The sequence below is a fragment of the Tateyamaria sp. LSS28 genome, from assembly GCF_059611725.1.
On record NZ_JCAPFI010000009.1, the window covers coordinates 40,929 to 67,374 of the forward strand.

Here is a 26,446-nt window from a genome sequence, read left to right on the forward strand (position 1 = left end):
ACATCCAAGGGAAAAATCGCCGACAAACGAATCACATGCTTTTCAGATCGGGCGGATCAGGCTATGGTTGCGTCAGAACCCTGCCATAGTGGGGCAAATCGCTGTGTCGGACGCGACACCAATAGAGCCCAAAAATGGGCATACAGGCAACAGCAGGCAAGGACTTGGTCCATGAGCAGATATTCTTCCCGTTTCACATTTCGCAGCAGCACCGCCCTCCTCCTCGCCATTGGCCTGTTGGCCGGATGCGACGAAAGCGGTCAGTTTGTGGCGATGGACGCGTTCAAACGCTCCAACACCTCGGTCGAGGGCACGGCACAGGACGCCACGTCGATCAAGACCGTCGAACGGGACGTGGAAGCGCCCGACGTCTTCTCTGCAACTGAGGCCGGCCTGTGGGACGGACGCCCGTCACTGGGCGGTGTCTGGGTCGCACACCCGGACGTGACCGAGCCTGAGCGCGTCATCATCCGCAACACCGAAAACGACAAGTTTGTCGTCGGCGCACTGTTCCGCCGGGAACGCGATATTCCCGGCCCGCGCCTGCAGATCAGCTCGGACGCGGCCGAAGCGCTGAGCATGCTGGCCGGTGCCCCCTCACAGCTGAACGTGACAGCCCTGCGCAAGGAAGAAGTTGCAGTAGAACCCGAATTGACCGAAGCCGAAGCCACCGTGGCGGCCCCTGCGGATATCACCGAAACGACCCTCGACCCAATCGAAAGTGCGGCTGCTGTCCTTGATGCGCCTGCCCAGGCCGAAGTCACACCTGCTGCGGCGCCCACAGCCGCGCAGGGCATCCAGCCCGCTCCGACACCCACCGCGATCCCTGCGGCTGCAACAACGCGGCCCACCGCTTCCAAACTGGACAAGCCGCTCATCCAGATCGGCATCTTCTCGGTTCAGGCCAATGCCGACCGGACCGCCACGCAAATGCGCAATGCAGGGGTCATCCCCACCGTGAAAACCTTTGAGCGCGACGGCAAATCGTTCTGGCGCGTTGTTGTTGGCCCCGCCGGCACATCCTCGGAACGCAGCCAGCTGCTGACCAAGATCAAGGACGAAGGGTTCACGGACGCATACGCCGTCACCAACTGACCAGGAGCATACCCCCCGTGATCCGCCCTCTTGCTGCCGCCGCCCTTTTGATTGCAACCACCGCGCTGCCTGTCACCGCGTTTGAGACGCGAGCGTCAGCGGCCTATGTCATCGATCATACGACCGGCACGGTGCTGCTGAACAAGAACGCGGATGATCCGCTGCCGCCTGCGTCCATGTCCAAGCTGATGACGCTCTATATGGCATTCGAGGCGATCGAACGTGGGCAAATGTCCATGACGGACGAATTGGTCGTGTCGGCACATGCCAACAGCTTTGGCGGCTCAACCCTGTTTTTGAAACAGGGCGAACGGGTCACGGTCGAGGATTTGATCCGCGGCATCATCGTCCTGTCGGGCAATGATGCCTGCGTCGTGATCGCCGAAGCCCTCAGCCCGGACGGGACCGAAGCGGGCTTTGCCCGCCTGATGACCCGCCGCGCGCAAGAGATGGGGATGACGAACTCGACCTTCGCCAATTCAAGCGGCTGGCCTGCCGCAGGCCACCTTATGTCCATGCGGGACCTGGGCCTTCTGTCGCAGCGTCTGATTGCGGACTATCCCGAATACTACCCTATGTTTTCGGAAACCGAGTTCCTGTTTGACGAAGAAGAAAGCTCGAACCGGTACAACCGGAACCCACTGCTCACGCTTGGCATCGGCGCGGACGGCCTGAAAACCGGCCATACGCAAGAGGCTGGCTACGGCCTCACCGGCTCGGCCAAGCAAGGGGACCGCCGCGTTGTGTTCGTGATCTCGGGCCTCGATACGGCCGCAGGACGGGCCCAGGAATCCGAAGCCATCGTAAACTGGGCCTTCCGTCAATTTGCCGAACGCACCGTCGTCGAAAGCGAGTCCCGCGTTGCCACCGCACGGGTCTGGGAAGGGGCTGAACCCGAAGTCGGGCTTGTCCCGCAAGAGGACGTGACCATCCTCCTGCCCATTCTTGCTGGCAAAACCGTGGATGCTGAAGTGGTCTATACCGGCCCGATCCAGGCCCCCATTTCCGAAGGGACAGAACTGGCCGAGCTGGTCATCCAACCCGAAGGTTTGCCCGAAGTACGTATTCCCTTGGTGGCCGAAGCCGACATCGCCCATGGCGGCTTCCTGGCCAAGCTTTCTACCGCAGCCCTGTCGCTGATTGAACGGATGAATTCAGGCAACACAGCCGAAGGTGACGTGTGACGTCCAAAGGGCACTTTATCACCTTCGAAGGCATTGATGGTTCCGGCAAATCCACGCAAGCGCGGATGCTGGCGGATCGTTTGCGAGACGAAGGCCACGATGTTGTTCTGACACGCGAACCCGGCGGCAGCCCAGGGGCAGAGGAAATCCGCGCGCTTGTCCTGCAAGGGGACCCCGACCGCTGGTCCGCCGAAACCGAGCTTTTGCTGTTCACGGCAGCCCGCCGGGACCACATGGAACGGTTGATCCAACCTGCGATCGACGCCGGTCAGATCGTCATCTGCGACCGCTTTGCCGACAGCACACGCATGTATCAAGGCCTCAGCCGGGGCGATCTGCGCTCAAAAGTCGATGTGCTGCACGACCTGATGATTGCGCGCGAACCCGACCTGACCATCCTGATCGACATGGACCCCGCACAGGGGCTGGCCCGCGCAAAGGGGCGTCAGGGAGTAGAGGAACGGTTCGAGGATTTCGGCGCCGACCTGCAAAAGAAAATGCGCGCTGGCTTTCTCGCCCTCGCCACCGAGTTTTCGGATCGCTTCCGCACCATTGATGGCGCGCGCGCCATCAACAACGTGGCCACCGACGTGCATGCCACGACCATGACCTATCTGGCTTCTTCTGACTGAAAACACGACGGGGGACGGCGCGGATGCGCCGGGGGGCTGGCCCCCCTCCCCGCTCCGATGCTAGAGCAATCCCATGGCTGACGAGACCCAAGACCCAACCCGCGTTCCCGGCGCACCGCACCCGCGCGAGACGCAGACGCTGATTGGCCAGGACGCGGCACAACAGGCATTCCTGGACGCGTTCAACACCGGCCGCCTGCACCATGCGTGGCTGCTCACCGGCCCGCGCGGCGTGGGCAAGGCCACACTGGCATGGCGCATCGCCCGCTTTCTGCTCGCCACACCCGACCCGGACCCCGACGACATGTTCGGCGCCCCCGTGCCCGCAACGCTCGACGTCTCTCCTGATCACCCTGTCGCACACCGCATCGCGGCAGGCGCAGACCCGGGCCTCAAATCCGTACACCGGACCGAAAACGAAAAGACCAAGCGGCTGCGCGACCAGATCACCATCGACGATATCCGCGCACTCGGCTCGTTCTTCCAACTGTCCTCGACCGATGGCGGACGCCGGGTGGTCATCATCGACGCCGCTGACGACATGAACGTGAACGCAGCCAACGCGCTCCTGAAGATGCTGGAAGAGCCGCCAGCCCGCACCACGCTCCTGCTGATCTGCCACCAACCCAGCCGCCTTTTGCCGACAATCCGGTCGCGCTGCCGTACACTCAGGCTCGGCACGCTCAGCTCCACCCAGATGGAACAGGCGATGGCGCAAGCGGGCATTGACCCGGGCGCTGATGCCGCCGCACTTGCCGAACTCAGCGCCGGATCGGTGGGCGACGCGCTGCGCCTGTCCCTGCTCGACGGGCTCAAGCTCTACCGCGAAGTCATCCACCTGCTGGGCACCCTTCCAAATCTCGACCGCGCCCGCGCGCTGGCCCTTGCCGAAGCCGCGGCAGGCCGTGGGGCCGAAGAAAAGCTCGACCTGCTCTACACACTGATCGACGTGGCCCTTGGCCGCCTCGCCCGCACCGGCGCCCTCGGCCAGCCCCCGCAGGTCGAGGCCGCCCCGGACGAGGCGGCGATCCTCACCCGGCTGGCCCCGAACGCGGCCCAAGCCCGCGCCTGGGCCGACACCGCGCAACAGGCTCTCGCCCGCGCACGCCATGGTCGGGCGGTCAACCTTGACCCTGCCGCGCTCGTCCTAGATACGCTGTTCAAGCTTACCGACACGGCCCCTGCCCGATGACGCCAGAAATCACCGACAGCCACTGCCACCTCGACTTCCCTGATTTCGACGGACAGCTGCCCCAGATCATCCAGAACGCCGCCGACGCGGGCGTCACCCGCATGGTCACGATCTGCACCAAGCTGCGGCTTGAACCGCAGGTGCGCGCCATTGCCGAAGCACATGCGCCGGTCTTCTACGCGGCAGGCACCCACCCGATGAGCGCAGCGGACGAGCCGCTGGCCACCACAGATCAGCTGATCGCGCTGGCAGACCACCCCAAATTCGTCGGCATCGGTGAATCTGGCCTCGACTATCACTACACATCTGAATCCGCCGACATCCAGAAAACCTCCCTGCGCGTCCATATCGATGCCGCACGGCAAACCGGCCTACCCCTGATCATCCACGCCCGCGCAGCGGATGACGACATGGCCCAAATCCTGACCGAGGAATACAGGCAAGGCGCCTATACCTGCGTCATGCACTGCTTTTCATCATCGAAGACACTGGCCCACGCAGCACTCGATCTGGGCTTTTATCTCAGCATGTCCGGCATCACGGCCTTCCCCAAATCGCAAGAGCTGCGGGACATCTTTGCCGAAGCGCCGATGGACCGCATCCTGGTGGAAACAGACGCCCCATACCTCGCGCCGCCACCCCACCGCGGCAAGCGCAATGAACCGGCCTACACCGCGCATACCGCGCGCAAAGGGGCTGAAACCATGGGCCTCGACTACGCCGACTTCGCCGCGCAAACACAAAAGAACTTCGACCGCTTGTTCTCCAAGGCGGCGGCCTACACAGTGCCCGCATGAGCGACACTATAACCTTCACGATCCTGGGCTGCGGCTCCTCCGGCGGCGTGCCCCGGCTGGGCGGCCACTGGGGAGCCTGCGACCCCGAAAACCCCAAGAACAGAAGGCAGCGCTGCTCGCTGCTCGTCGAACGAAAAAGCGATGCAGGCACCACAACCGTCCTCGTCGACACATCCCCTGACCTGCGCAACCAACTGCTGAACACCAACACCGGCAGGCTCGATGGCGTGATCTACACCCACGCCCATGCGGACCATGTCCACGGGATAGACGACCTGCGCATGATCGTTTTCAACATGCGCGAACGGCTGCAGGTCTGGGCGGATGGCGACACGCAACATGACCTGATCAGCCGCTTCGGATACGCCTTCGTACAGCCCAAAGGCTCACCCTACCCCCCGATCCTCGAACTCAACACGATCAATGGCGACACGGTGATCGACGGCGCCGGCGGGCCGATCACCTTTACCCCGTTCAAGGTGAACCACGGCAGCATCGACGCGCTTGGCTTCCGCATCGGCGACGTGGCCTATCTGCCCGACGTGGCACAGATCCCGGATGCGGTATGGGACCAGCTCGACGACCTCGACACCTGGATTGTCGACGCGCTGCGCCGCGACCCGCACCCGACACACAGCCACCTCGCGAACACGCTTGAATGGATCGACCGGGTCAAACCCCGCCGCGCCATCCTCACGAACATGCATATTGACCTCGATTACGACACGGTCCTGTCCGAAACGCCCCACCACATCGAACCCGCCTATGACGGGCTGACGGTGACGCGCCCCGTGTCCTGACCTTCCCTGTTTCAAAAAATCCCCGCCGGAGGCTCCCGCCCTCTGACACCGCCGCAAAGGCCCGAACATGCAAGCGCTTCTCGACGTCATCCTGCCAGTCTTCCTGGTGATCGGGTTCGGCTATGTCGCGGTCTGGCGCGGGGTGTTCAGCCCGCAAGGCGTCGACGCGCTGATGAAGTTCAGCCAGAACTTCGCCATCCCCTGCCTGCTCTTCTCGGCCATCGCCACGCTCGACCTGTCCACCAGCCTCGACATCCGCCTGCTCGGCAGTTTCTACGCCGGTGCAGCGACAGGCTTTGCGCTCGGCACAGCCGGGGCGTACTTTATCTTCAAACGAGATATCGAGGACAGCATCGCCATTGGCTTCTGCTGCCTTTTCTCCAACTCGGTCCTCTTGGGGCTGGCCATCAACGAACGGGCCTATGGTGCGGATGCCCTCGCCGGAGCCTACGCGATCATCGCCTTCCACTCACCCTTTTGCTACGGGCTGGGCATCACCGCGATGGAGATTGCGCGCAACCGCGGTCAAAGCCCGCTGATCATGGCACGCGGCGTGGTCCGTGCAATGTTCCGCAATGTGCTGGTGCTGGCGATCATGGCAGGGTTCATCGTGAACCTCAGCGGGATCACCCTGCCCAGCGTGCTCAGCGACGGGCTAGACCTCGTGATCCGGGCAGCCCTGCCCACCGCGCTCTTTGCCCTTGGCGGAGTGCTGATCCAGTACAAGCCCGAGGGCGACGCACGGGTGATCGCGATGGTCTGCGCGATCTCACTGCTCATCCATCCCGCCATCACCTTCACGCTGGGCAGCGCCCTTTCAGTGCCGACAGACGCCTACAAGGCTGCCGTCCTCACAGCCGCGATGGCCCCGGGGGTCAACGGCTATATCTTCGCCAATATGTACGGACGGGCCAAGCGCGTGGCCGCCACCTCCGTTCTGGTGGCAACGGCGCTCACGATCCTGACAGCGTGGATGTGGCTGGTGGCTCTGGGATAGCCAGCTTGGCACGACGCGCCCGGGCCAGCTCTGCATTCAAAGCCCCCCCGAGCAGCACCAGATAGGCGCTGATGAACAACCACATCAGCATCACGATCACCGCCCCGATCGAACCATAGATTTCATTGTACCGGCCAAAGTTCTGCAAATAGATGGAAAATCCGCTCGACGCGGCAATCCAACAGATGACGGCAAAGACAACACCGGGTGAAATCAGGCGCGGGCGCCTCCCCTCCAAGTTCGGACCCAGCCGATAGATCACGGCAAACCCCACCAGAAGAACCCCGATACCCACGCCCCAGCGCAACAGCTCAACCCCAAGGTTGGCCCAAGGCCCCAAGGGCAGAAACGCAAGGACAACCGGCACCACCACGATGCATGCCATCGCGATAAGGACAACGCCGATCAGGCTCAGCGTCAGCAGAAAAGCCCGTAGATACTGCGACAGCCCCGACCGGTTCGGCGCATCGTAAATAGCGTTCAATCCCTGCATGAGCGCGGCAACCCCTGCACGCGCCGACCACAGGGCAAACCCAAAGGACAACAGCGACGCCCACCCAAGGGTCAGACCATCCGTCGTTGCCAGTTTGGTCAATTGGGCCGTGAGCAGGACATAAACATCCGACGGAATCAGCGCCCGAAATTCTTCAATCTGCTCCAGCGCAAGGGCCGGATCGCCGATCATCCCCCACAAGGCAATGGTCGCCGCAATGCCCGGAAACACCGCAAGGATGGCATAGAACGCAACGCCCGCCGCGATCAGGCCCAGATGCTTTTCATCGTTCAACCGTGCCACATGGGTTATGGCGCGCCACCACAGGGCGACGTCCTTGGGCGGTCTGTCTGTTGTTTCCGGATGCATCATACCGGGCCGAAGGTATGGAACCCGCACGCGTTTCTCAACACTCCTGATGCGGCCCGCAGCGGTATGGCGGCGATCCAAGTCATACCGGACAGGCGATGCCGATTGTCCAATTCGCCTGTTTCAGTCAGCCTCCGCTGCGCTGGATTGCAAAACGTCTTCAATCGCGGCAACCGCAACGGAAACGCCATCCTCCCCCCTGAGCGTTTGACCCAGAGCACGGGCATTCTCCCGCAAGGTGGGATCACCGACGGCCAAACGCAACGAAGACGCGAGCGCATCAGAGGTCAGTTTTCGTCTCGGAACAGGCGGCGCGCCAACGCCCAGCGCGACGCTTTTTTCCGCCCAACCGGGCTGATCCCCGAAGAATGGGCAAATCACGCAAGGCACGCCCGCACGAAACCCTTGCGCCGTGGTCCCTGCCCCTCCGTGATGGACCACAGCCGCCATCCTTGGGAACAACCATTCATGCGGCACCGGCGGGATAGTGATAAGCGCGTCAGACTCCGCCGCTTCCAGACCTGCCCAGCCCGACCCAACAACACAGCGCAGACCAGTGTCGTCCAAAGCCCCGCTGATGATACGCAACAGCAAAGCGGGATCTTCTGACATCATGCTGCCAAAGCCGATGTATATGGGCGCCGGACCGGCATCAAGAAACCGCGCAAGACGGTCCGGTGGCTCGTAGTCATCCCTTGGCGGAAGGAACCAATAGCCGGTCACACTGGCTTCCGGCGGCCAGTCCTCCGGTCGCGGCAAAACCGTTGGGCTGATTGCATGAAGGATACGGACGATCCTTGCGCCGGGTGGCGTCAGCACCTCGCGGCCGCCTCGCACCGGTCTCAAGCCAAGCTGATCAACTCGAAAACGGTTGATGGATCGTCTGAACGCACCATAGGAAACAGTGATCAACCAATAGGCAATCCTAGTGTAGCCCGGTATCGGCAGCTTGGGCAGGCCGGTCGGCGGGAAAGCCTTGGTTGGAACGATCATGGGCTGCAACAACCCCATGATCGCAGGAACGCCAAGGGCTTCGGCGATGTGTGGCGCGGCCATGACTTTGGGATGGTAGACAACAAGGTCCGGTTTGGCGGCCTTTGCCGCCTCCCACGCGTCACGGCATAGCAGCGCATTGATCGAACCCGATTTGCGCGCCAACCGCATCCCAGCCACGATACGCGCCAACCTGCCAGAGCTTCCCTCCAGCAAGGTCTTGCCGTCTTTCGTGTCCATCTGGTCAAGGGAGACATCCGAAATAGGCGCAAACGGAATGCCAAATTCCTTGATCCAGTCTTCAAAGCGCCGTGCTGTGCACAGGGTCACGGTATACCCGCGCGCCATCAGGCCATGTGCAAGAGCGAGAAAGGGCTCAACGTCTCCGCGCGTTCCGTAAGTGAAAAGGAGTATCCTGGATCTGGCCGCCATAGCGAAATACTTAAGACCCGCTCGATCAAATTGAAGGTTTGCACGCCGAAGACAATCACGCACATATCTGTGCCCATGCCCGCTCTTGTGGTCGTCGGTACGACCCGATACCCAAGAACGCACTGCAGAAGGAGATTTATGCACAGAAGCCTCAGTTGAACCGCATGACGCGGTAAACCGCAGCGTCAATCTGGCGCTGTCTTTCTATGCATAAATATCTCTGGAACCATCATGAAAAACATGGACACACGCATCCGTGCCTACCAAGCGGCAACGGACCTCAGCACGCTGTCGACCATCTGGTTTGACGCATCCAGTCTCGCTCATGACTTTGTCGGCCGCGAGCATCTGCACGCACAGCGCACCCTGATCGAAACGCAATACCTGCCCAATGCGGAAACCTGGGTGGCCGGGCAAGACGAACTGCCGGTTGGCTTCATCAGCTTGCTCGACACGTTCATCGGCGGGCTGTTTGTCGCCCCACATCATCAGGGGCAAGGGGTCGGTCGCCAATTGATTGCGCATGCCTTGGACCTGAAAGGGGAACTGTCGCTAGAGGTGTATACTCAAAACGTTCAAGCACTGACCTTCTACGAAGCCCTTGGGTTCAAAGAGCTTTCAAGGCGCGCAACGGATGACGAGGGCATGCCATTTGAAAACGCCAAAATGCGCCTGAAGCGCTGAACCTGTGGTCAGGCCGCCCAGAACACGCGGCCTGACCTGACCCGGCACAGCCTTCAAACCGGACTATCCGACACCACCGTCAACCACCTGTTCAGGGTGCTGCTCTGACCAGTCCAGCAGGAACTCCACGATCTCATCCGGCCCCGCCAACTCGATGGCGCGGCGGGGCAACGCCACGCCCTCGTTCAACGCGAGGCGCAAGCAGGTCACGTAATCACGTTCTTCCCGCTGCGGGCAGTTTTCCGATCCATGCAGGATCGTGGACAGAAGCGTGCCGCCATAGCCGTTCACATGGGTCAGGTCCGGTTTCAAGGACAGCAGGTACTCCAACACGTCCGGCAATCCCTCCCATCCCGCGACATGAACCGGGGTCAACCCCTCCGTGTCAGGAAGGTCATAGGCAACACCAACCGAAACCAGCCTTTTGACATGATCCAGCTTGCCCGGGATATGGATGATCATGCGAATGATGTTGCGGTAGGCGACCGGAACCTCATCCGGGTCCAGAACGCCGGCATTTGGCGCTGCATCCGCAGCTGCCGCCAGACCTCGCTCAATCGCGCTCAACCTCGTATCGGCACCGCGGTCGGCAAGCAAGTGGGCCAATCGCTCATTCCCGAACACACGGGCATAGGCATACGGTGTCGCGCCCTCAAAGCGGCGGTTCAGATCGGCACCATTCCTCACGATCAGGTCGATCATGTCCGGATCTGCCATCCGTCGCGCGGCCTGGTGCAGGGCTGGCACGACCCAGGGCGCTTCGCCGCCAACATGTGCGCCGTTGAACTCATCCACCTTTGCACCATGATCAAGCAGCATTTGAACAGCCGTCGTGTCGTGAAAATCCATCGCGCGCAGCAGCGCATTGGTCCCCTTCGGATCGGCCCCATGCTCAAGCAGCATCCGCAAACCTTCGTGATGGCCCAGCTCGGTCGCATGATACAGGCTCTCGTCATCGTTGGGGTTGGCACCATTTTCAAGCAACCAGCGGCCAAGCGGCATGTTATTTGCATGCCCAATCGCAAAATAGAGCGGCGACAGCTTATGGGGATTGCCGTCATACATCGGCGACCCAAGATCAATGTCCGCGCCATTGGCAAGAAGTGCGCGCGCGATGTCCAGCATGTCATCCGCCAGTTCGGGCGCATGATGAATCCATTTCGACCGCGCCAAAACGGTCAAAGGGGGCGCGATGTTGCCAATCAACTGCGTCGCCAGGTCCGGGCTTTCTTGCAAAAACGCCAGCACATCCGCCTTGCGATACAGGCCCAGGCAAAGGCTAAAATCGCCTTCCGCAAGGGTTGGCGTATCCGCAAGCAACTGGTCCGCCACGCTGAACTGACCATTGTAAAGCGCCGCCTTCAGACGCTGCCGCTTGGCCGCTGTCTCCATCCCAACCATATCGGCGGCAAATTTGAGTGCGGGCCATGACAGAAAGCCGTTTTCGCGGGCAATCACATGCAGGTAGTCCGCATGTTTGAGGGCAACACCTTCGGGGCGCGGAGGATAGTTTGCAATGCGCTGACCGGCGCGTATCTCACCGGCCTCGTGAGCTGTGCGAAGCGCCTTGGCATCACGGCGCAATTGTTCAAGGGATTTTGTCATCGGAGTTCTCACTTTTGGCTCGACGGTCCGCTGGGCACGAGCATGAGACATACCGAGATGAATGTGTCGGCTCTGTACTGGGGTGCCGATGACAGCTTTCCGCGGACCTGGACGCTTTCCCAAAAGCCCTTTCATGGTAGACAGCCACTTTTTCACCGGCAAGGTTTTTCTCGGGGTCCCTCAGCCATTCCAGACACGTGATACGGCAGTGCAGGTGGTTAAGATGAGAGGCCCAGCAACGCTCCCAATGCCAGATCAAACCATGTTGTACTGTCCTTCAATCGTCTGTTGTAGGTCAGAAACACGGCACGGCTGAACGCCGGAGCGTCCGGCAATCGGAAAAGACGCCCCTCCTCCACCAGCCCCTCAACCGATCTCCACGGCAAATATGCACTGCCGCCATTTCGCAAAATGTGCTCTTGCGCAATCGACGCGTTGCCGAAGCTGATGCGTGCAGTGTCCGCATCAGCATAGTGGATTGCATGCTCCCGGCCAAAGGCCTCCCCGGCATCAACAAGGACGTATTTGGGATCAAACCGGACAGGACCATTCGGATCAGTTGACACCAACACCAATTCGTCAGGCTTCAGGGTCATCTGCTCATGCGCCGACGGGCACGCCGACCTGTAGGTAAACGCAAGGTCAGACTTCCCCTCATCAAGCCATTTCATCACATCCGACTGGCTGCCCAGCCAGACTGAAATGCCCAGATCCGGAAACTGATCCATCAAGGTCTGGGCGCGGCGATCCCCCAACCCAAGCCACAGATCGAATTCGCAGGCCAGGTTGCACACACCCGACATCCCGTCGGGCAGCGCCGTCTCTTGCCGCACCTGCTGCCAAAGCTTCACGATGGTGTCGGCATAGCGATGCAGACTGAGCCCTGCCGCCGTCAGCGTCGCGCCAGACTTGTTGCGGATAAGCAGGGTCTGCCCAAGGTCATCCTCCAGCGTTTTCAAACGGGCGGTCACGGTGGACTGCGTGACGTTCAGCCTCTCCGAGGCCCGCACAAGGCTGCCTGTTTCGACAATTGCAAGGAATGTACGGAGCGCTTGAAGGTTCATGGATAAGTTCGACTATCTCGAATTTAACATGCAATATTATTCAATATCCTGCTTTTAAGCTTCGCGCTAGCCTGCCGCAAGGGAGGATATGCCGATGACTGCAGAACGGTATCAGATGCTGATCAATGGTGCCTGGGTCGATGCATCGGACGGCGCCCGGTTTGACAGCCTCTGCCCGGCAACGGGCCATGTCTGGGCCACGGTGCCAGAGGCCACCCCGCAGGACGTGGATCGCGCGGTACGGGCAGCAGCGGATGCCATGTCAGGTCCATGGGGGCAGATGACGCCAACAGCGCGCGGTAAGTGTCTGACAAAGCTCGCTGATCTACTGGCTGCGAATTCAGAAGCCATTGGCCGGATCGAAACCACGGACACAGGCAAGATGTTCAAGGAAACCGCGTGGCAGGCGACATATATCGCCGAATACCTGCATTTCTACGCAGGGGCTGCGGACAAGATACAAGGGGAAACCCTGCCCATCGACAAACCGGACATGTTTGTCTTCACCGACCGTGAACCGATTGGCGTGGTGGCCGCCGTTGTCCCCTGGAACAGCCAGATGTTCCTGAGCGCGGTCAAGATCGGCCCGGCCCTCGCCGCAGGCAACACCATCGTGCTCAAGGCGTCTGAACACGCACCAGCCCCCCTGCTGGAATTCGGCAAGCTGGTGGCACAGGCCGGTATCCCCGACGGCGTCGTCAACATCGTCACCGGCGGCCCGGTGTGTGGCACCGCACTCACCACGCATCCCCTGGTTGCCAAGATCGCCTTCACCGGTGGCCCAGACGCAGCCCGCCACATCGTGCGCAACTCGGCTGAAAACTTCGCCGAGGTCTCGCTTGAACTTGGCGGGAAGTCCCCGTTCATCGTCTTTGACGACGCGGATCTCGAAAGCGCGGTCAATGGTTCTGTTGCCGGGATTTTCGCCGCCACCGGGCAAAGCTGCGTCGCAGGCTCGCGGCTCTATCTGCACGAGGACATCGCAGACGCCTTTCTGGAAAGGATGGTCGCGATTGCCAAGAATATTCGCATTGGTGACCCGCAAGCAGACGAGACCGAAATGGGCCCCCTCTGCACCCCGGGACAATTGCAACACATCGAAGCGCAAGTCGCCCTCGCAACAGAAGAAGGCGGCACAGTGCTGGCCGGTGGCAAGCGGGCGGACCTGGACGGGCTGTATTACCAGCCCACCATTATCGAATGCCCGCGTCAGGACATGACAATTGTCGATACAGAGCTTTTTGGCCCCGTCCTCGCCGTGCAACACTTCCGAACCGAGGACGAAGTTGTCGCGCTTGCCAACGACACCAAACACGGCCTTGCCGCGGGCATTTTCACCCGTGACGCTGCGCGATCCTTACGCATGTCCAAGCGCGTCAAGGCGGGCATCATCTGGGTCAACACCTACCGCGCCATCAGTCCGATTGCAGCTTTCGGTGGCCTGAAATCCAGCGGCTATGGGCGCGAGGCGGGCTTGCAAGCCGTCTATGACTACACCCGCCCCAAAACGGTTTGGATGAACCTGTCGGACGCACCCATCGCAAATCCTTTCAAGCCAAGGTGAAATCATGAAATTTCAACTCGCCATCAACCTGGAGCGCATGAACGATACCACCGCGATGACGGATGTACGCGACCATACGCTTGAGATGGTAAAGACAGCCGATCACGCCGGGTTCGACGTGGTGTGGGCGGCCGAACATCACGCGCTTGAAATGACCATCGCGCCGAACCCGTTCCAACTGATGACATGGTGGGCGAACCACACCCAAAACATCCGTATCGGCTGTGGGGTCGCCAACGCATCATACTGGCACCCGATCAACCTGGCCGGAGAGGCGGCAATGGTCGATCTGTTGTCCGACGGACGCCTGGAACTGGGACTGGGATCAGGCGCCTACCAGCGTGAGTTTGACCGGATGCACCCGGGCCTCGATCAAAAGGACAGCCATCATTTCATGCAGGAAATGATGCCACTGGTGCGCAAGCTGTGGAAAGGCGATGTCGAACACAACGGCGAAAAATGGCAGTTCCCGAAATCCACCGCCTGCCCCAAACCGCTACAAGATGAGGTCCCAATGTGGGTCGCCGCGCGGTCGCCCATCACCTTTGACTATGCCGTTGCCAATGACTGCAACGTCATGTGTTGGCCTTTGACGATGCCCATGTCCGAAGCGGAGAAGTACAAACAGCAACTGGATGAAGCCGTGGCCAAGGCGGGTGGCTGGAACCGCACTTTCGCCCTGATGCGCCACACAGCGGTTTATGAGACAGAGGCCGACAGGGCCTCCGTTTTGACCGCCGTGCGCAGCGCCCTCGGCCGGTTTGGCAATCTGATGATGAAAAAGGGGGACGTCATCAATGGCTTCCCCGAAATCGTGCCGTTGGATGAATTGGAAGGCAATGTCAGGGTGGACCCGGACATGCTGGAAGAGAACCTGGTGTTCGGATCCCCCGAACAGGTCATCGCCAAGCTGAAAGCCTACGAAGCCTTGGGCGTCGACGCCTTTATCTACTACGCCTCGATGGGGCTCGATATGGAGGTACAGAAACGCTCCATGGACCTGTTCATCACCAAAGTCATGCCGGAGTTTGCCTAATGCCTGCCGAAATTCGCCGAACGATCCTCAACATTCAGGACACCCATATCGAGGGCTGGAAAAAGGTCGAAACGCCCACACGCCTTGTCGCGGCCATGGCCATCATCAAAAACCCATGGTTCGGGCGCGGCCATGTCGAAAACCTCCGCCCCGAGATCCGCGAGATCGGGCCGGAGATTGGCGCGCTGCTCACCAAGATGATCCTCGATGTGACCGGCGACAAGCTCGAAGGCTACGGCAAGGCGTCCGTGGTCGGTATGGGCGGTGAGATTGAGCACGCCCAGGCACTGACGCACACGCTTTGGTTCGGCAACAAGTACCGCGAAGCCGTGAACGCGCAGTCCTACCTGGTCTTTGCAAACACACGTGGCGCTGCCGGAACATCATTGATGATACCACTGATGCACAAGGACGATGGCGGCATGCGATCACATTACCAAACCATCCACCTGTCGGTCCAAGACGCCCCGGCCGAAGATGAGATCATCGTGGCCTTGGGCGCATCGATCGGCGGGCACCCGAACCACCGGATCGGCAACCGTTATGAGGATCTCAAGGAAATGGGACACGACGTGGATAACCCGGCCGGTGTCTGAGGTTGCGCCAGACGGCACAGCCTATGACCTGACGGGCCCGCCGGATGCGCCCTGCGTGGTGCTGATCCACGGGCTGGGCCTGTCACGTGCCTTGTGGGACCCACATCTGGCCGCGTTCAAGGACTGGCGCGTGCTCCGCTATGACCTGTACGGCCACGGCGACAGCGCCCCGGCACCTGCGCCCGCCACATTGACCTTGTTCGCCGATCAGATCGCCGGATTGATGCACAGCCTTGGCATCCATCAGGCCCATATCGTCGGCTTCTCCATCGGCGGCATGATCAATCGCCGCTTCGCACTCGATCATCCGGACAAGTGCCTGTCGCTCGCCATACTCAACTCCCCCCACAACCGTGGCCCCAAGGCACAGGCCGAGGTGGAAGCACGCGCACGCACAGTCCGCGATCAGGGCGCCTTTTCCACCTTCGACGCCGCGCTCAAACGATGGTTCACCCCCGCTTACCTTGCCACAGGCGATGGCCCAGCGCAGGTGCGCGCATGGCGCGGCCACGTCGATGCAGAAAGCTATGCACAAACCGCCTGGGTTCTGGCCCATGGGGTCCGAGAGCTGACCGGACGCCCAAATGAGATTGCCGTGCCTACCCTTGTGATGACGTCCGAAAATGACAGCGGCTCAACCCCCGCCATGTCCCGTGACATCGCCGCAGAAATTCCCGGTGCTCAGACGATCATCATCCCGCACCTGCAACATCTGGGCCTGATGGAAGACCCCGACGCCTTCACAAAACCACTTCTGCAATTCCTGGGAAAACACGCCACATGACCACCCGAATGAGCGGCGGACAGGCTGCAATCGAAGCCCTGCAAGCCGAAGAAACCAGTCACGTCTTTGGCCTCATCGGATCGGCCACGATGGAGATGTTTGATGCGCTCTACGACGCCAAGGACATCGCCTTCATCGGGGTGCACGACGAACGCACCGGCACGCATATGGCCGACGGGTTTGCCCGCGCATCAGGAAAAGCCGGGGTTGTGCTGGCCGGGCAAAACGGTCCGGGCGCAACAAATCTGGTGACGGGTCTTAGCCAGGCCAAGGCGGCCTTCTCGCCCGTTGTCTCCATCGCGGGAATGCTGGCGCAGGGCCATATCTACCGCGATGCGTTTCAGGAGGTGGATCAGCAATCGCTTTTCACACCGGTGACCAAGAAAACCTGGACGGTCCCCTCTGCCGATCGCGTGCCCGAACTGTTCCGCGAAGCCTTTCGGACGGCCCTGTCACCGCGACAGGGTCCGGTGCAGCTCAACCTGCCCCGCGACGTGTTGTCAGCACAGGCAGAGGTCCCACCGTTTCAAGAGCCCAAGGGATACAGAAACATGTCTGTCCCCGCAGGCCACCCAGAGAGCATTGCGCGCGCGGCCAAGATGCTCGCCGGGGCGACACAACCGGTCATCATCGCCGGTGGCGGCATCAAGAACACGCACGGGCACGAGGCGGCGATTGCGCTGGCGGAAACCCTGAACTGCCCCGTGGTGACCTCGCCCGGACACGGTGACGCGATCCCGTTCGGGCATCCCCTGAATGCCGGCCAAATGGGGCCACGCGGCAATGCCGTCGCCTCGCGCCTTGTGAAAGAAGCGGATGTGATCCTCGCACTGGGCACACGGCTGGGGTTCAATGCGACGTTCTACACTTACGACAATATCAACCGCGATGCGGCGATCATCCAGATCGAACTTGAGCCGACCGCCATCGGGCGCTTCTTTCCTGTCGATCTTGGCATCTGGGCCGATGCGCCCACCGCCGCCCGGCAACTCACAGATGCGCTCAAAAGATTGCAAAACCGCGCCAAGGCCGACGCCTGGACGAAGGCATTCCAGTCAGAGCGCGCAGCCTTTCTGGCCCAGCGCGACACGGACGCCATCGAAACCAACCCGACCCAGCCGTCCGGCTTGTTCAAGGCCTTGCGCGGGGTCCTGCCCCGGGACGCGGCCATCACGATGGACGCAGGCACATTATGTCTGCAAGCCACCGATGCGCTGAACTACTGGACCCCCGGCAGCCTGTTTACACCGCTCGATTTCGGGCTGGTCGGCTTTTCCATGGCCTGCGGTATGGGGGTGAAATGCGCCCAACCTGACCGGCCGGTCGTCAGCCTCATGGGCGACGGCGGGTTCGGCATGACAGTCAGCGAACTGTCCACTGCGGTCGACCACAACATCAACACGGTCACGGTCGTGATGAACAACCAATGCTGGGGGGCTGAAAAAGCCTACCAACGCGATTTCTTCAACGGGCGCTACATCGGGGCTGATGTCTCCAGTCCCCGCTTTGATGAACTGGCGGCACTTTACGGGGCCAAAGGATACCGCGCCGACGCGCTCGCCGATGTCGCCCCGGCAATCGAGGCGGCATTGGCCTGCGGATCGCCTGCGGTCGTGGATGTGGCCGTTGACCCCAACGCGCTCTACTCCTTCCGGCGCGACAGCTTCAAACACAGAGGTGGCTAAGATGATCACGCGCTATGCGATTTTCGGCGGCAAGGTCAAAGACGGCAAAGAGGCCGAAATGCGGGCGTGGGTCACCGAACATCTCACCCCGCTCTGGCGCAAATTTGCCTGTGCCGAGGAAGTGCGCGTGCTCTACGGGATGGATCAGGACGCCGACGGGCCAAACATCCCCCTGATCCTAGCGATCACCTATGCGGACCGCGCGGCCATGGAAAAGGGGATTACCAGCCCCGCCCGTCACGCCGCCAAGGCGCGACTGCCAGAGTTGTACGACCGGTTCTATGACAAGATCGAGCTTTGGCACTACCTGATGGATCGAGAGCAGTATTTCGACTAGCGCAGCAAGACACCGGCCTCACCCACCACATTAAGCCGTTCACATCCGAACGTCTTTTGGATCCGCAAAAGGTCTACGGACACAGCTCTCGGCGCAGAATTGCCTACCGCTGGATGCGGCGCTTGACTCGGACATTCCGATACTACTACTTCAACCTCAAGGTGTCGTTTAGCAAGGAGGGCAACTATGATTATCAGCATGTATTTCCTCCCGGGACGCTTCCGTGTCGGAGCTTCCCCGTCCTGACAGCACAAGGCTAACGCAGCCTTTCACGTCAGTTGCAAACGTCCACCCTTCGGACATCCTTCCATTTGAATAATAGGCGCGGCTTTACTGTCCGCGAACGTTCCATGTCCCGCATTACTGCCAGTGGCGCCTTTGCGCGCGTGCTCACCTTTGCCCTGCGTCTTTGGTTGCGCAGGCGTGGCCTTCTTGCGGCCATTCTCCTGCTTGTCCTGACCTCAACCGCAGCTGACGTGGCAATCCCGGTTGTCACCGGACGCCTTGTCGCCGCCGTCTCTGAAACAGCCTCCCCCTGGGGTGCGTTCGGATTGCTTCTTGGCCTGGGCGTGGTGTCGATTGCTGCCAAAATTCTCAGCTATTTCTCAATCATTGCGCTGACCATTCCAACAATGCGTGTGGCCGAGGCCGAAGCCTTCGCGCATGTCCAGCGACTGCCTGCAGACTGGCACGCCAACGCCTTTGCCGGTTCGACCGTGCGCCAGATCACGCGCGGCACCTGGGCTCTGGATGACATGGCCGACGTATTGCTGCTGGCGCTGCTGCCGTCCACGCTGGTCCTGCTGGGCACGATCGGCACATTGACGGCCTTCCAATGGCAGGTCGGCCTTGTCGCGGCCCTGGGGGCGGCACTGTTCCTCACGCTGTCCCTGCTGCTCACGCTGTTCTGGGTTGCTCCGGCGGCGCGGCTGTCAAACGCGCAGGACAGCCGGGTTTCGGGTGCCCTGGCCGATGCGATCACATCGAACGCCGTTGTCCGTGCCCATGCGGGTGAAGTGCGCGAAGACGACCGGCTGGGCCGTGTCCTGTCGAAATGGGCGCACAGGACACGCCGGACATGGCGGCGTGGCACCTGGTCCGGGTTGACGCAGGACCTGTCGCTTTGGACCTTGCGTGCCGCGGTACTTGGTGGCGCATTGCTTGCATTCGTCAGGGGCCTCGCCGGTGCCGGAGAGATTGCCTATGTCGTGTCGGCCCTTGGCATGCTCGATGGCTACCTGCGGCAGATCGGCAATCATGTGCGTCAGCTCCAGAAGTCGGTGAACGATGCCGAGGAACTGGTCGATCTGATGTCCGCCGTCGCCGAGCGTGACGTGGCCCGCCTGCCCGCCACAGTATTGCCCGCACGCGCGGCAACGCTTGCCTTCAATCACGTGGATTACGGCTATGCCGGGGCGCAATCGCCGCTCTTTAGCAACCTCAATGTGCACATACCCGCTGGTCAAAAGGTGGGGCTGGTTGGGCGTTCGGGCTCGGGCAAGACGACCTTTGTCAAATTGATCCAACGGATTCACGAATTGACCAATGGGTCGATCACGTTGGGCAGCACGGACATTGCGCAGGTTTCGCTGTCCGAACTGCGCCGCCACATCGCGCTTGTTCCACAGGAGCCCGTGCTGTTTCACCGGTCGCTGGCTGAAAACATCGCCTATGCCCGTCCCGGGGCCACTTTGGATGAGGTCCGCGAAGCGGCAGAGCGTGCAGGCGCGGGTGACTTTATCGCCCGTCTGCCCAAAGGATACGGGACCGCAGTGGGCGAGCGCGGGGTTAAGCTGTCGGGGGGTGAGCGTCAGCGCGTGGCCATCGCGCGCGCCTTCCTGTCCGATGCGCCTGTCCTCGTGATGGACGAGGCAACGTCTTCGCTCGACTCGGAAGCCGAGGCAAAGGTTGCCGAGGCCGCCGAGCGGTTGATGGAAGGGCGCACGACACTGGTCATCGCCCACAGGCTTGCGACGGTCGAAAGGATGGACCGCATCCTCGTCTTCGACCGCGGCAGAATCGTGGAGGACGGCACACCCGCCGAACTGATGGAACGCGAAGATGGCCTGTACCGGGCGCTCCGCCAGCGCCAGATGCTTGCAGCTTGATGAAAACAAGCGGGGCGCATCTCCTTTTGTTGGAGATATGCCCCGCCATATGTCTGATTTGCGCGGAAAACGCTGCCACTCACGTTCAAGGCTCAATAGCCCACGAATGAACAGCGGCCTTCGCAACGCGCAGGCATCTGCCGTGACGTCCATGGTCTCGAAACAAGATGTGGGAAATGGTGCGGCCGGCGAGACTCGAACTCGCACGAGTGTTACCTCACAGCGACCTCAACGCTGCGCGTCTACCAATTCCGCCACGGCCGCACGCCTTGACTTGGTGAGCGGGGTTTAGCGATGAACGCGCCCCTTGCCAAGACCGAAAACTCAAAGAAAAACCGGGGCCGTGGATCGGCCCCGGTGTCTGTCCTCAAACGAGGTGTCTATCAGTCGCTCGCCAGACCAAAGGTCGGCAACGCAGCAGGCTGCACCGTGGGTTGGGCAGGTGCCACCAGACCGGAGTTTGACGTGCCCAGACGCAGCGATGCCTGACGCAGCAACTCGACACGCTCGGGCTGACCGGGTGCGAACACGGCCGGTGCGCCGGAATCCACGGCCTTCAGTCCTTCGGCATACCAGACACGGGCGCTATCAATCCGTTTGCTGGTGCCAAAGCCCTGCGCCAGATGGTGGCCCATCATCTCACCGTAAACCTGGTCGCCCATGGCAAACAGCATCAGGGCCGAGCCCAGCGCGACATCCATGTTGTCCGTCCGGTATCCGACACCCATGCAAATCTTGGCGGTGCCCTGCAACTGCGCGGGGGACATGCCTGTTGTCAGGATGAAGCCCGCAACATCCTGAACCACTTCAGGCTGCGACTTGAGCGCGAGGGACGCCACATAGGGCTGCATCGCCGGACCGAACTGCTCGCACTGCGAGGCAACCTGAGCAGGTGTAAAGCCCTGCACCTTGGCAATCATGTCCTCGCTCGTGGCGATGGCATAGGTCCGCGCCAGGCAGAACTGTTCGTTCAGCGCGACATCCGGGTCGGTCATTGCCGCCGCCGTGGTGAAACCACCATTGGTGTTGGTCAGCAGCGACACGGTGTTGCAATGCGATGCAAGCGATGCGGTTGCACCGCCACCAAGGAAGTTGGGCAAGGCGGGTGCGGCCGCTTCGGTGGGTGCCGCGGGTGCCGCTGCTTCGGGTGCTGCTGCGACAACCGTGGTTGTCGTAGTCGTGCCGACGGTCGGCGTGACCGGCTGCGGAGCAACGACAATGGTCGTGTTCGGCGCCAATGGTACGGCAGGCTGTTGGCCCGCCAACTCGGCGCGGTAGGTCTTGAGAAGGCCGCGCGTGCCATCCGGTGTCGTCGCGATCTGCTGCGTGACGGCATAGCCACCCGCCTGCGCACGGTTGTAGGACGTGATCAGCAGGTTCTGTTCAAACGGGGTCAGTTGGCCGGTTGCGGGATAGCCAAGATAGGCTTGGTAGGCCGACACCGCATTTCTGGACCGGCGACCCAATTGCCCGTCGACCGTGCCCGCGTTGAAGCCGAAATAATTCAGCGATGCTTGTATCTCGCGCCCTTCCTGCGTGGATGGCAGGCGCGGCTTGTAGGTCTTCTTGGTATAGGTGCGCTGTGTCGCCTTTCGGCGCTGGTTCTGCTTGGTGGCCGCGTGACCGACGATGCCGCCAATAATGGCACCGGCCACGAAGTCGCCGGCATCCGCCGTCACACGCGTCGCGGGAACAATGGCCATGGACAGTGCAACGAAAGAAACAGCAATGGATTTTGTAAACATGAATAACCCTCCAGAATATGCGCATATGCTATCAATTCCGCGCGATTTGGGGAGTCACAAATTCCATACCTGCCCGTTCAGAGGCCCAAAAGCTTGAAACTTGGGCTCATGAGGGTGATGTAGGCCGAACCAACAGCGCCACAGGAGCGCAAATCATGCCCGACACAGACTCACCCGTCATAGATATCGACATCGTTTCAGACGTGATGTGCCCTTGGTGCATCGTGGGATTCCGTCAATTGGAACAGGCTCTGGGCACAACAGGCATGGGCGCGCGGGTGCGGTGGCACCCGTTCGAGTTGAACCCGGACATGCCACCCGAAGGTCAGAACCTGGCCAAACATATCGCCGAGAAATACGGCTCTTCCCCCGAACAATCCGCGCAAAACCGGGCACATATGCAAGCCTTGGGTCGCGATCTGGGCATCGACTTCGCGTTCTCGCCCGACAGCCGCATCGTCAACAGCTTCGACGCCCATCAGCTTCTGGATTTTGCCCTGGCCCAAGGGTTGCAACACCCGCTGAAGCTGGCGCTGTTCAAGGCCCACTTCACCGACCAACGCGATGTCTCTGACCGCACCGTTCTCCTGGATGTCGCCGAAGGCGTCGGTCTGGACCGGTCAGAGGCAGAAGAGGTCCTACAGTCGGGCAAAGTCAAGGATAGCGTCCGCGAGAAACAGGCCTTCTGGACTTCGAACGGTATTTCCGGGGTCCCGTCCATGGTCTTTGGAGGCAAATACCTGGTCACAGGTGCGCAAGGGGCGGAGAACTATGCCCAGATCCTCCGCAAGGCGGCCGAGGACGAGGCGAGCTGACGCAATGGTCGAATGGATCACGACCCCGGGGCTGACCGATTACCGAGAGGCCGAGGCCTGGATGGAAGCGCGCGCGACCGCGATTGCGGCGGGTGAGGCCGAGGAATGCATCTGGCTGGTCGAACACCCGGCACTTTATACCGCAGGCACGTCAGCCAAGCCAGACGATCTGACCGACCCTGATCGCTTTCCCGTTTTTGAAACGCGACGTGGCGGCCAGTACACTTATCATGGCCCCGGGCAGCGGGTGGCTTATACCCTGCTGAACGTGGGCAAGCGCGGGCATGATGTGCGCGCCTTTGTGCAGGACCTCGAGGCGTGGGTGATCGCCACGCTGGACAGGTTCAACGTCAAGGGCGAGATCCGCGAGGGCCGCGTCGGGGTCTGGGTCACACGCCCCGAAAAACCGCTCCGCCCCGATGGCGGGCTGGCCGAAGATAAGATCGCCGCGATTGGCATCCGGCTGCGCAAATGGGTCAGCTTCCACGGCCTGAGTATCAATGTCGAACCCGACCTGTCCCATTTCGATGGGATTGTGCCCTGCGGCATAGCCGAGCACGGGGTGACGTCATTGGTGGACCTTGGCCTGCCCGTGACGATGGAAGACGTGGATGTGGCCTTGCGCCAAAGCTTTGACAGCGTGTTCTCCGAACAAGCGTGATCCCAAGGCCGCTTGCGCGACACCATGTTTCGGGGGGCTCTGCCCCCGCCTGCGGCTCCCCCGAGGTATTTCCGGCCAGAAGAAAGGCTTAGCCGACCATCCCGGCCAGCGCCCGTGCCTCGTAGCCTTTCATGACCGGGCGCACGCAGCGGCTGGCGCACATCAGCAATTCCGGGAACAGCCGGGCGATTTCGGCGGCCACCGCCCACTCTTCGCCGTCACCATATTCTGCAGCCTCAGCGGCTTCACGAGTGAGATGGAAGCTTTCCGTTGGCGCACCTTCGGCAAAGATCACTTCATGTCGGTCCATCAGGATATGGTAGTAGGTCACCGTCCGCATCGGTGCGCGGTAGATCAGGTCGCCCCGCACAAGGTTTGCAGCACTCACCAGCACTTCGTCAGCGCCAAACAGCATCTGCGCCCGCCAGTCCGAGATCAACATGCGGTGCGCGGGCGATACGATCAGGTCTCTCGCGTTGCCCAGTGCCTCGGCCGAGATATGGACAGGCGCAAGCGTGCCCGATCCATCAACCTGACGGCGCAGGACAGCCCTGACTGGCCGGTCGCCATTGTCCCATGTGCGCAGGCGCATGCCTTTGCGCAGGTTTTGCACCTCGACCGGCCCATCGACCGTGTCGATCAGCGCGCCTTTGGTGAAACAGGCCACGTTGGTGTTGTCAAAGGTCAGATCGCCGCCCGTGACACCGGTCATGGTGATCGACCCGCCCAGACCGGTATTGTCGCCGAAATCGCCTACCGACTGGTTCAGGACACCGTCATCTGCCAGATCCGCGCGCAGCTCGAAGATGTTCGTGTAGTATGAACTCAGGTCGATGAAGTCGTTGTTGGTCTGGTCGCCATCCGTGATGGAGCCCGTGTTGCCCGCGTTGAAATCCGTGATGACATCGTCATCGTCGCCCGGGTTGAAGACATAGATGTCATCACCCGCCCCGCCGGTCAGCGTATCGTCGCCTGTTCCACCGGCCAGCGTGTCATCGGCGGTATCCACCCGCACAACGCTGAAATTGTCGATGGCAAAGCTTTCATTGGTGATACCGGAATTGAGCGTGCTGCCCAGTCCCAGGTCCAGCGTTTCCGGCGGATTGTCGATCGTGATCACAACATTCATGATCGTGTCTTGCGAGTTCGACACCGATCCGCCGGTAGTATAGCCCAACTCACCCGTTGCGGTGTTGGTGAAGTCCAGCGTGTAGGTCGCCCCGTCCGCCCCAACGAACGTCTGGCTGGCCGGAGAGGACGTGTCACCCGCAAGGTGGCTGAAGCGCACCTCTTCCCCGTTCAGGGTGATGATGAAATCTTCGCCATCCCAGCTGTCCAGCAATAGCGCGTCAAACTCGACCTGCACCTGCTCGGCATCTGCACCCAGATCAAAGCTGCGCTCGGTGGCGATGGTGCCATCCGGTGATCCAAAGCGCCCCAGCGATGTGCCAAGGTCCGGGTCCGTCTCGGTCGTGTTGTTGGTCCAGCCGCTGGCGCCGCTTTCAAAGTCCTCTTCGTAGAGTGTTGTGGTGTCGGACCCATTATCGCCGACCAGAATGTCGGCTCCCGCACCGCCCACAATACTGTCTGACCCCTGATCACCCTCCAGGGTGTCTGCGCCACCGCCACCCTCAAGCGTGTCATCACCGGTTCCGCCACTCAGGCTATCGCTGCCGCCACCGCCCGTCATCGAATCGTCACCCGATCCGCCCGTCAGCGTGTCGGCACCGCCGTTGCCTTGCACAACGTCATCCCCACTGCCGCCATCGACACTGTCATTGTCGGTGCCGCCGGACAGGGTATCATTGCCGCCGTCGCCGGTGATCGTGTCGTCACCAGCACCGCCGTCAATCACATCGTCGCCTTCGACACCGGCAGGCGTGCCGGTCACCGAGTATTCCGGACCCGGCGGCGTGCCGATCATGGATGAGGTCAAAAGGTTTTCGCTGACATTGCCCGTATCCGGCCCACTGATCGTGGCCGACAGCGCGTCACCCCCCCGGTTTTCCCAATACCGGATTTGGATCGTGTAGGTTTCGTTCGGGTCCAGCGTGACATCGCCAAAGCGCGTGGTCGTCCCTTGGTGAAAGTCATTGTTCAGATAGTCCAGTGTGCCACCGGTCTGGTTGCTGAACTGAAGCGGATTGCCATTGGAATCAAAGATTTGGATGGTCGATCCATCATCTGACGACGTGGTCAGACGGTAGGTGCCGCCGCTCGCAACGTTGAGCGTGCTGGTATAGATGACACCGAAATCTTCTGGGTTGCCGGTGGTGCCGCGCACCGTGTTGGTCAGCCCGCTTTCGTTGAAATCGGTGACATAGCCCGATCCGGTCCGCACACCGCTTTCGATGTCAAAGGCCTGCCCCGCCGACGACGAAAAGTCGAAATCGAATGTCTCGAAATGCCAAGCACCTTCGACCGGGCCGTCCCCGCTCAGGACATCGTTGCCCGAACCGCCCGTGATGGTGTCAGAGCCCAACCCACCGGTCAGCGTGTCGGTTCCGGTAGTGCCCGAAATGACCTGATCGCCTTCGGTGCCCGGATTGGTATTGTCGTTGGTCGCCATGTTTTGCACTCACTGCTCGACGCATTGATGCGTCTTTGCGGTCGGTTTGGCTGCGGATTCGGGCGTTACGAAGGATGAACAATGCCTTGAATGGCCCTTTATTATGGCATTTCAAGGGCAGTACGAGCAAACTGGAAACGATGCAGCGGTAAACTGCCGATCTGTTTCTGCATCATAAACGTGCAAACCCCAGCCCTGGGTTCGGATCA

General features: G+C 61.1%; 23 protein-coding genes and 1 tRNA gene. 17 read left to right on the plus strand and 7 right to left on the minus strand.

Going from position 1 to position 26,446, the window contains the following annotated elements; genetic code table 11:
* The first annotated feature begins 171 nt into the window (after positions 1–171).
* The 7 genes from AC53L6_RS22070 (at position 172) to AC53L6_RS22100 (ending at position 6,697) form a co-directional block, all read left to right on the plus strand.
* The gene (locus AC53L6_RS22070) at positions 172–1,095 is read left to right on the plus strand and encodes an SPOR domain-containing protein (RefSeq protein ID WP_496909394.1); all 924 of its coding nucleotides are present in this window, start codon (positions 172–174) and stop codon (positions 1,093–1,095) included.
* A 17-nt stretch (positions 1,096–1,112) separates the two neighbouring features.
* Positions 1,113–2,279 (plus strand): D-alanyl-D-alanine carboxypeptidase family protein, encoded by a 1,167-nt coding sequence (locus AC53L6_RS22075; RefSeq protein ID WP_496909395.1) that lies wholly within the window; start codon positions 1,113–1,115, stop codon positions 2,277–2,279.
* On the plus strand, positions 2,276–2,911 hold the full coding sequence (gene tmk / locus AC53L6_RS22080) for a dTMP kinase (protein WP_299771960.1): 636 nt from the start codon (positions 2,276–2,278) through the stop codon (positions 2,909–2,911). Before AC53L6_RS22075 ends, tmk begins: the two co-directional genes overlap by 4 nt.
* A gap of 73 nt (positions 2,912–2,984) precedes the next feature.
* Positions 2,985–4,103 carry a DNA polymerase III subunit delta' gene (locus AC53L6_RS22085; RefSeq protein ID WP_496909396.1) on the plus strand — a complete coding sequence of 373 codons (1,119 nt, stop codon included), beginning with the start codon at positions 2,985–2,987 and terminating at the stop codon, positions 4,101–4,103.
* Complete coding sequence (locus AC53L6_RS22090) at positions 4,100–4,900, plus strand: TatD family hydrolase (RefSeq protein ID WP_496909397.1); 801 nt, start codon at positions 4,100–4,102, stop codon at positions 4,898–4,900. Before AC53L6_RS22085 ends, AC53L6_RS22090 begins: the two co-directional genes overlap by 4 nt.
* Positions 4,897–5,700 carry an MBL fold metallo-hydrolase gene (locus AC53L6_RS22095; protein WP_496909398.1) on the plus strand — a complete coding sequence of 268 codons (804 nt, stop codon included), beginning with the start codon at positions 4,897–4,899 and terminating at the stop codon, positions 5,698–5,700. Before AC53L6_RS22090 ends, AC53L6_RS22095 begins: the two co-directional genes overlap by 4 nt.
* Before the next feature lie 67 nt (positions 5,701–5,767).
* Entirely contained in the window at positions 5,768–6,697 is a 930-nt protein-coding gene (locus AC53L6_RS22100) for an AEC family transporter (RefSeq protein WP_496909399.1), read from the plus strand.
* On the opposite strand, the gene AC53L6_RS22105 is transcribed toward AC53L6_RS22100, so the two are convergent.
* Both AC53L6_RS22105 and AC53L6_RS22110 read right to left on the minus strand, forming a co-directional pair.
* Positions 6,654–7,562, minus strand: coding sequence for a YihY/virulence factor BrkB family protein (locus tag AC53L6_RS22105; protein ID WP_496909400.1), 909 nt, complete (start codon positions 7,560–7,562; stop codon positions 6,654–6,656). The genes AC53L6_RS22100 and AC53L6_RS22105 overlap by 44 nt on opposite strands.
* 120 nt (positions 7,563–7,682) lie before the next feature.
* Positions 7,683–8,984: a glycosyltransferase gene (locus AC53L6_RS22110; RefSeq protein ID WP_496909401.1), complete on the minus strand. Its 1,302-nt coding sequence runs from the start codon at positions 8,982–8,984 to the stop codon at positions 7,683–7,685.
* Positions 8,985–9,215: 231 nt separating this feature from the next.
* Here AC53L6_RS22110 and AC53L6_RS22115 point away from each other — a divergent pair, with 231 nt between their 5' ends.
* Positions 9,216–9,668, plus strand: a complete 453-nt coding sequence (locus AC53L6_RS22115) for a GNAT family N-acetyltransferase (RefSeq protein WP_496909402.1) — start codon at positions 9,216–9,218, stop codon at positions 9,666–9,668.
* A gap of 63 nt (positions 9,669–9,731) precedes the next feature.
* Here AC53L6_RS22115 and AC53L6_RS22120 read toward each other — a convergent pair whose 3' ends face one another.
* Positions 9,732–11,273 carry an ankyrin repeat domain-containing protein gene (locus AC53L6_RS22120; protein ID WP_496909403.1) on the minus strand — a complete coding sequence of 514 codons (1,542 nt, stop codon included), beginning with the start codon at positions 11,271–11,273 and terminating at the stop codon, positions 9,732–9,734.
* 218 nt (positions 11,274–11,491) lie between these two features.
* Positions 11,492–12,337, minus strand: coding sequence for a LysR family transcriptional regulator (locus AC53L6_RS22125; RefSeq protein WP_496909404.1), 846 nt, complete (start codon positions 12,335–12,337; stop codon positions 11,492–11,494).
* Positions 12,338–12,431: 94 nt separating this feature from the next.
* Between AC53L6_RS22125 and AC53L6_RS22130 the strand changes: the two genes are divergently transcribed.
* From AC53L6_RS22130 to AC53L6_RS22160, 7 genes are all read left to right on the plus strand, one after another.
* Complete coding sequence (locus tag AC53L6_RS22130) at positions 12,432–13,901, plus strand: aldehyde dehydrogenase (protein ID WP_496909405.1); 1,470 nt, start codon at positions 12,432–12,434, stop codon at positions 13,899–13,901.
* 4 nt (positions 13,902–13,905) lie between these two features.
* On the plus strand, positions 13,906–14,937 hold the full coding sequence (locus tag AC53L6_RS22135; protein ID WP_496909406.1) for an LLM class flavin-dependent oxidoreductase: 1,032 nt from the start codon (positions 13,906–13,908) through the stop codon (positions 14,935–14,937).
* The gene (locus AC53L6_RS22140) at positions 14,937–15,533 is read left to right on the plus strand and encodes an amino acid synthesis family protein (protein ID WP_299209404.1); all 597 of its coding nucleotides are present in this window, start codon (positions 14,937–14,939) and stop codon (positions 15,531–15,533) included. The genes AC53L6_RS22135 and AC53L6_RS22140 overlap by 1 nt, the downstream gene beginning before the upstream one ends.
* Entirely contained in the window at positions 15,526–16,317 is a 792-nt protein-coding gene (locus tag AC53L6_RS22145; RefSeq protein WP_496909407.1) for an alpha/beta fold hydrolase, read from the plus strand. The genes AC53L6_RS22140 and AC53L6_RS22145 overlap by 8 nt, the downstream gene beginning before the upstream one ends.
* Complete coding sequence (locus AC53L6_RS22150) at positions 16,314–18,002, plus strand: thiamine pyrophosphate-binding protein (RefSeq protein WP_496909408.1); 1,689 nt, start codon at positions 16,314–16,316, stop codon at positions 18,000–18,002. Before AC53L6_RS22145 ends, AC53L6_RS22150 begins: the two co-directional genes overlap by 4 nt.
* 1 nt (position 18,003) lies before the next feature.
* Entirely contained in the window at positions 18,004–18,339 is a 336-nt protein-coding gene (locus AC53L6_RS22155; protein WP_299209412.1) for a hypothetical protein, read from the plus strand.
* A gap of 350 nt (positions 18,340–18,689) precedes the next feature.
* Positions 18,690–20,447, plus strand: a complete 1,758-nt coding sequence (locus AC53L6_RS22160) for an ABC transporter ATP-binding protein (protein ID WP_496909409.1) — start codon at positions 18,690–18,692, stop codon at positions 20,445–20,447.
* A 177-nt stretch (positions 20,448–20,624) separates the two neighbouring features.
* Here AC53L6_RS22160 and AC53L6_RS22165 read toward each other — a convergent pair.
* Both AC53L6_RS22165 and AC53L6_RS22170 read right to left on the minus strand, forming a co-directional pair.
* Positions 20,625–20,711: transfer RNA gene (locus AC53L6_RS22165), tRNA-Leu, on the minus strand.
* A gap of 119 nt (positions 20,712–20,830) precedes the next feature.
* Positions 20,831–22,192, minus strand: a complete 1,362-nt coding sequence (locus AC53L6_RS22170) for a peptidoglycan-binding domain-containing protein (RefSeq protein ID WP_299703639.1) — start codon at positions 22,190–22,192, stop codon at positions 20,831–20,833.
* A 155-nt stretch (positions 22,193–22,347) separates the two neighbouring features.
* Between AC53L6_RS22170 and AC53L6_RS22175 the strand changes: the two genes are divergently transcribed.
* Together AC53L6_RS22175 and lipB are read left to right on the plus strand one after the other, a co-directional pair.
* Entirely contained in the window at positions 22,348–23,007 is a 660-nt protein-coding gene (locus AC53L6_RS22175; RefSeq protein WP_496909410.1) for a DsbA family oxidoreductase, read from the plus strand.
* A gap of 4 nt (positions 23,008–23,011) precedes the next feature.
* Positions 23,012–23,668: a lipoyl(octanoyl) transferase LipB gene (lipB, locus tag AC53L6_RS22180; RefSeq protein ID WP_496909411.1), complete on the plus strand. Its 657-nt coding sequence runs from the start codon at positions 23,012–23,014 to the stop codon at positions 23,666–23,668.
* An 88-nt stretch (positions 23,669–23,756) separates the two neighbouring features.
* On the opposite strand, the gene AC53L6_RS22185 is transcribed toward lipB, so the two are convergent.
* On the minus strand, positions 23,757–26,237 hold the full coding sequence (locus tag AC53L6_RS22185; protein ID WP_496909412.1) for a Hint domain-containing protein: 2,481 nt from the start codon (positions 26,235–26,237) through the stop codon (positions 23,757–23,759).
* Positions 26,238–26,446 lie beyond the last annotated feature (209 nt).

Coding starts and splice junctions, on each gene's coding strand:
- AC53L6_RS22140 (WP_299209404.1), top strand. CDS start 14,937: ATGCCTGCCGAAATTCGCCGAACGATCCTCAACATTCAGGACACCCAT.
- AC53L6_RS22070 (WP_496909394.1), top strand. CDS start 172: ATGAGCAGATATTCTTCCCGTTTCACATTTCGCAGCAGCACCGCCCTC.
- AC53L6_RS22085 (WP_496909396.1), top strand. CDS start 2,985: ATGGCTGACGAGACCCAAGACCCAACCCGCGTTCCCGGCGCACCGCAC.
- AC53L6_RS22110 (WP_496909401.1), bottom strand. CDS start 8,984: ATGGCGGCCAGATCCAGGATACTCCTTTTCACTTACGGAACGCGCGGA.
- lipB (WP_496909411.1), top strand. CDS start 23,012: ATGGTCGAATGGATCACGACCCCGGGGCTGACCGATTACCGAGAGGCC.
- AC53L6_RS22105 (WP_496909400.1), bottom strand. CDS start 7,562: ATGATGCATCCGGAAACAACAGACAGACCGCCCAAGGACGTCGCCCTG.
- AC53L6_RS22115 (WP_496909402.1), top strand. CDS start 9,216: ATGAAAAACATGGACACACGCATCCGTGCCTACCAAGCGGCAACGGAC.
- AC53L6_RS22125 (WP_496909404.1), bottom strand. CDS start 12,337: ATGAACCTTCAAGCGCTCCGTACATTCCTTGCAATTGTCGAAACAGGC.
- AC53L6_RS22135 (WP_496909406.1), top strand. CDS start 13,906: ATGAAATTTCAACTCGCCATCAACCTGGAGCGCATGAACGATACCACC.
- AC53L6_RS22155 (WP_299209412.1), top strand. CDS start 18,004: ATGATCACGCGCTATGCGATTTTCGGCGGCAAGGTCAAAGACGGCAAA.
- AC53L6_RS22175 (WP_496909410.1), top strand. CDS start 22,348: ATGCCCGACACAGACTCACCCGTCATAGATATCGACATCGTTTCAGAC.
- AC53L6_RS22095 (WP_496909398.1), top strand. CDS start 4,897: ATGAGCGACACTATAACCTTCACGATCCTGGGCTGCGGCTCCTCCGGC.
- AC53L6_RS22090 (WP_496909397.1), top strand. CDS start 4,100: ATGACGCCAGAAATCACCGACAGCCACTGCCACCTCGACTTCCCTGAT.
- AC53L6_RS22160 (WP_496909409.1), top strand. CDS start 18,690: ATGTCCCGCATTACTGCCAGTGGCGCCTTTGCGCGCGTGCTCACCTTT.
- AC53L6_RS22185 (WP_496909412.1), bottom strand. CDS start 26,237: ATGGCGACCAACGACAATACCAATCCGGGCACCGAAGGCGATCAGGTC.
- AC53L6_RS22130 (WP_496909405.1), top strand. CDS start 12,432: ATGACTGCAGAACGGTATCAGATGCTGATCAATGGTGCCTGGGTCGAT.
- AC53L6_RS22100 (WP_496909399.1), top strand. CDS start 5,768: ATGCAAGCGCTTCTCGACGTCATCCTGCCAGTCTTCCTGGTGATCGGG.
- AC53L6_RS22120 (WP_496909403.1), bottom strand. CDS start 11,273: ATGACAAAATCCCTTGAACAATTGCGCCGTGATGCCAAGGCGCTTCGC.
- AC53L6_RS22170 (WP_299703639.1), bottom strand. CDS start 22,192: ATGTTTACAAAATCCATTGCTGTTTCTTTCGTTGCACTGTCCATGGCC.
- AC53L6_RS22150 (WP_496909408.1), top strand. CDS start 16,314: ATGACCACCCGAATGAGCGGCGGACAGGCTGCAATCGAAGCCCTGCAA.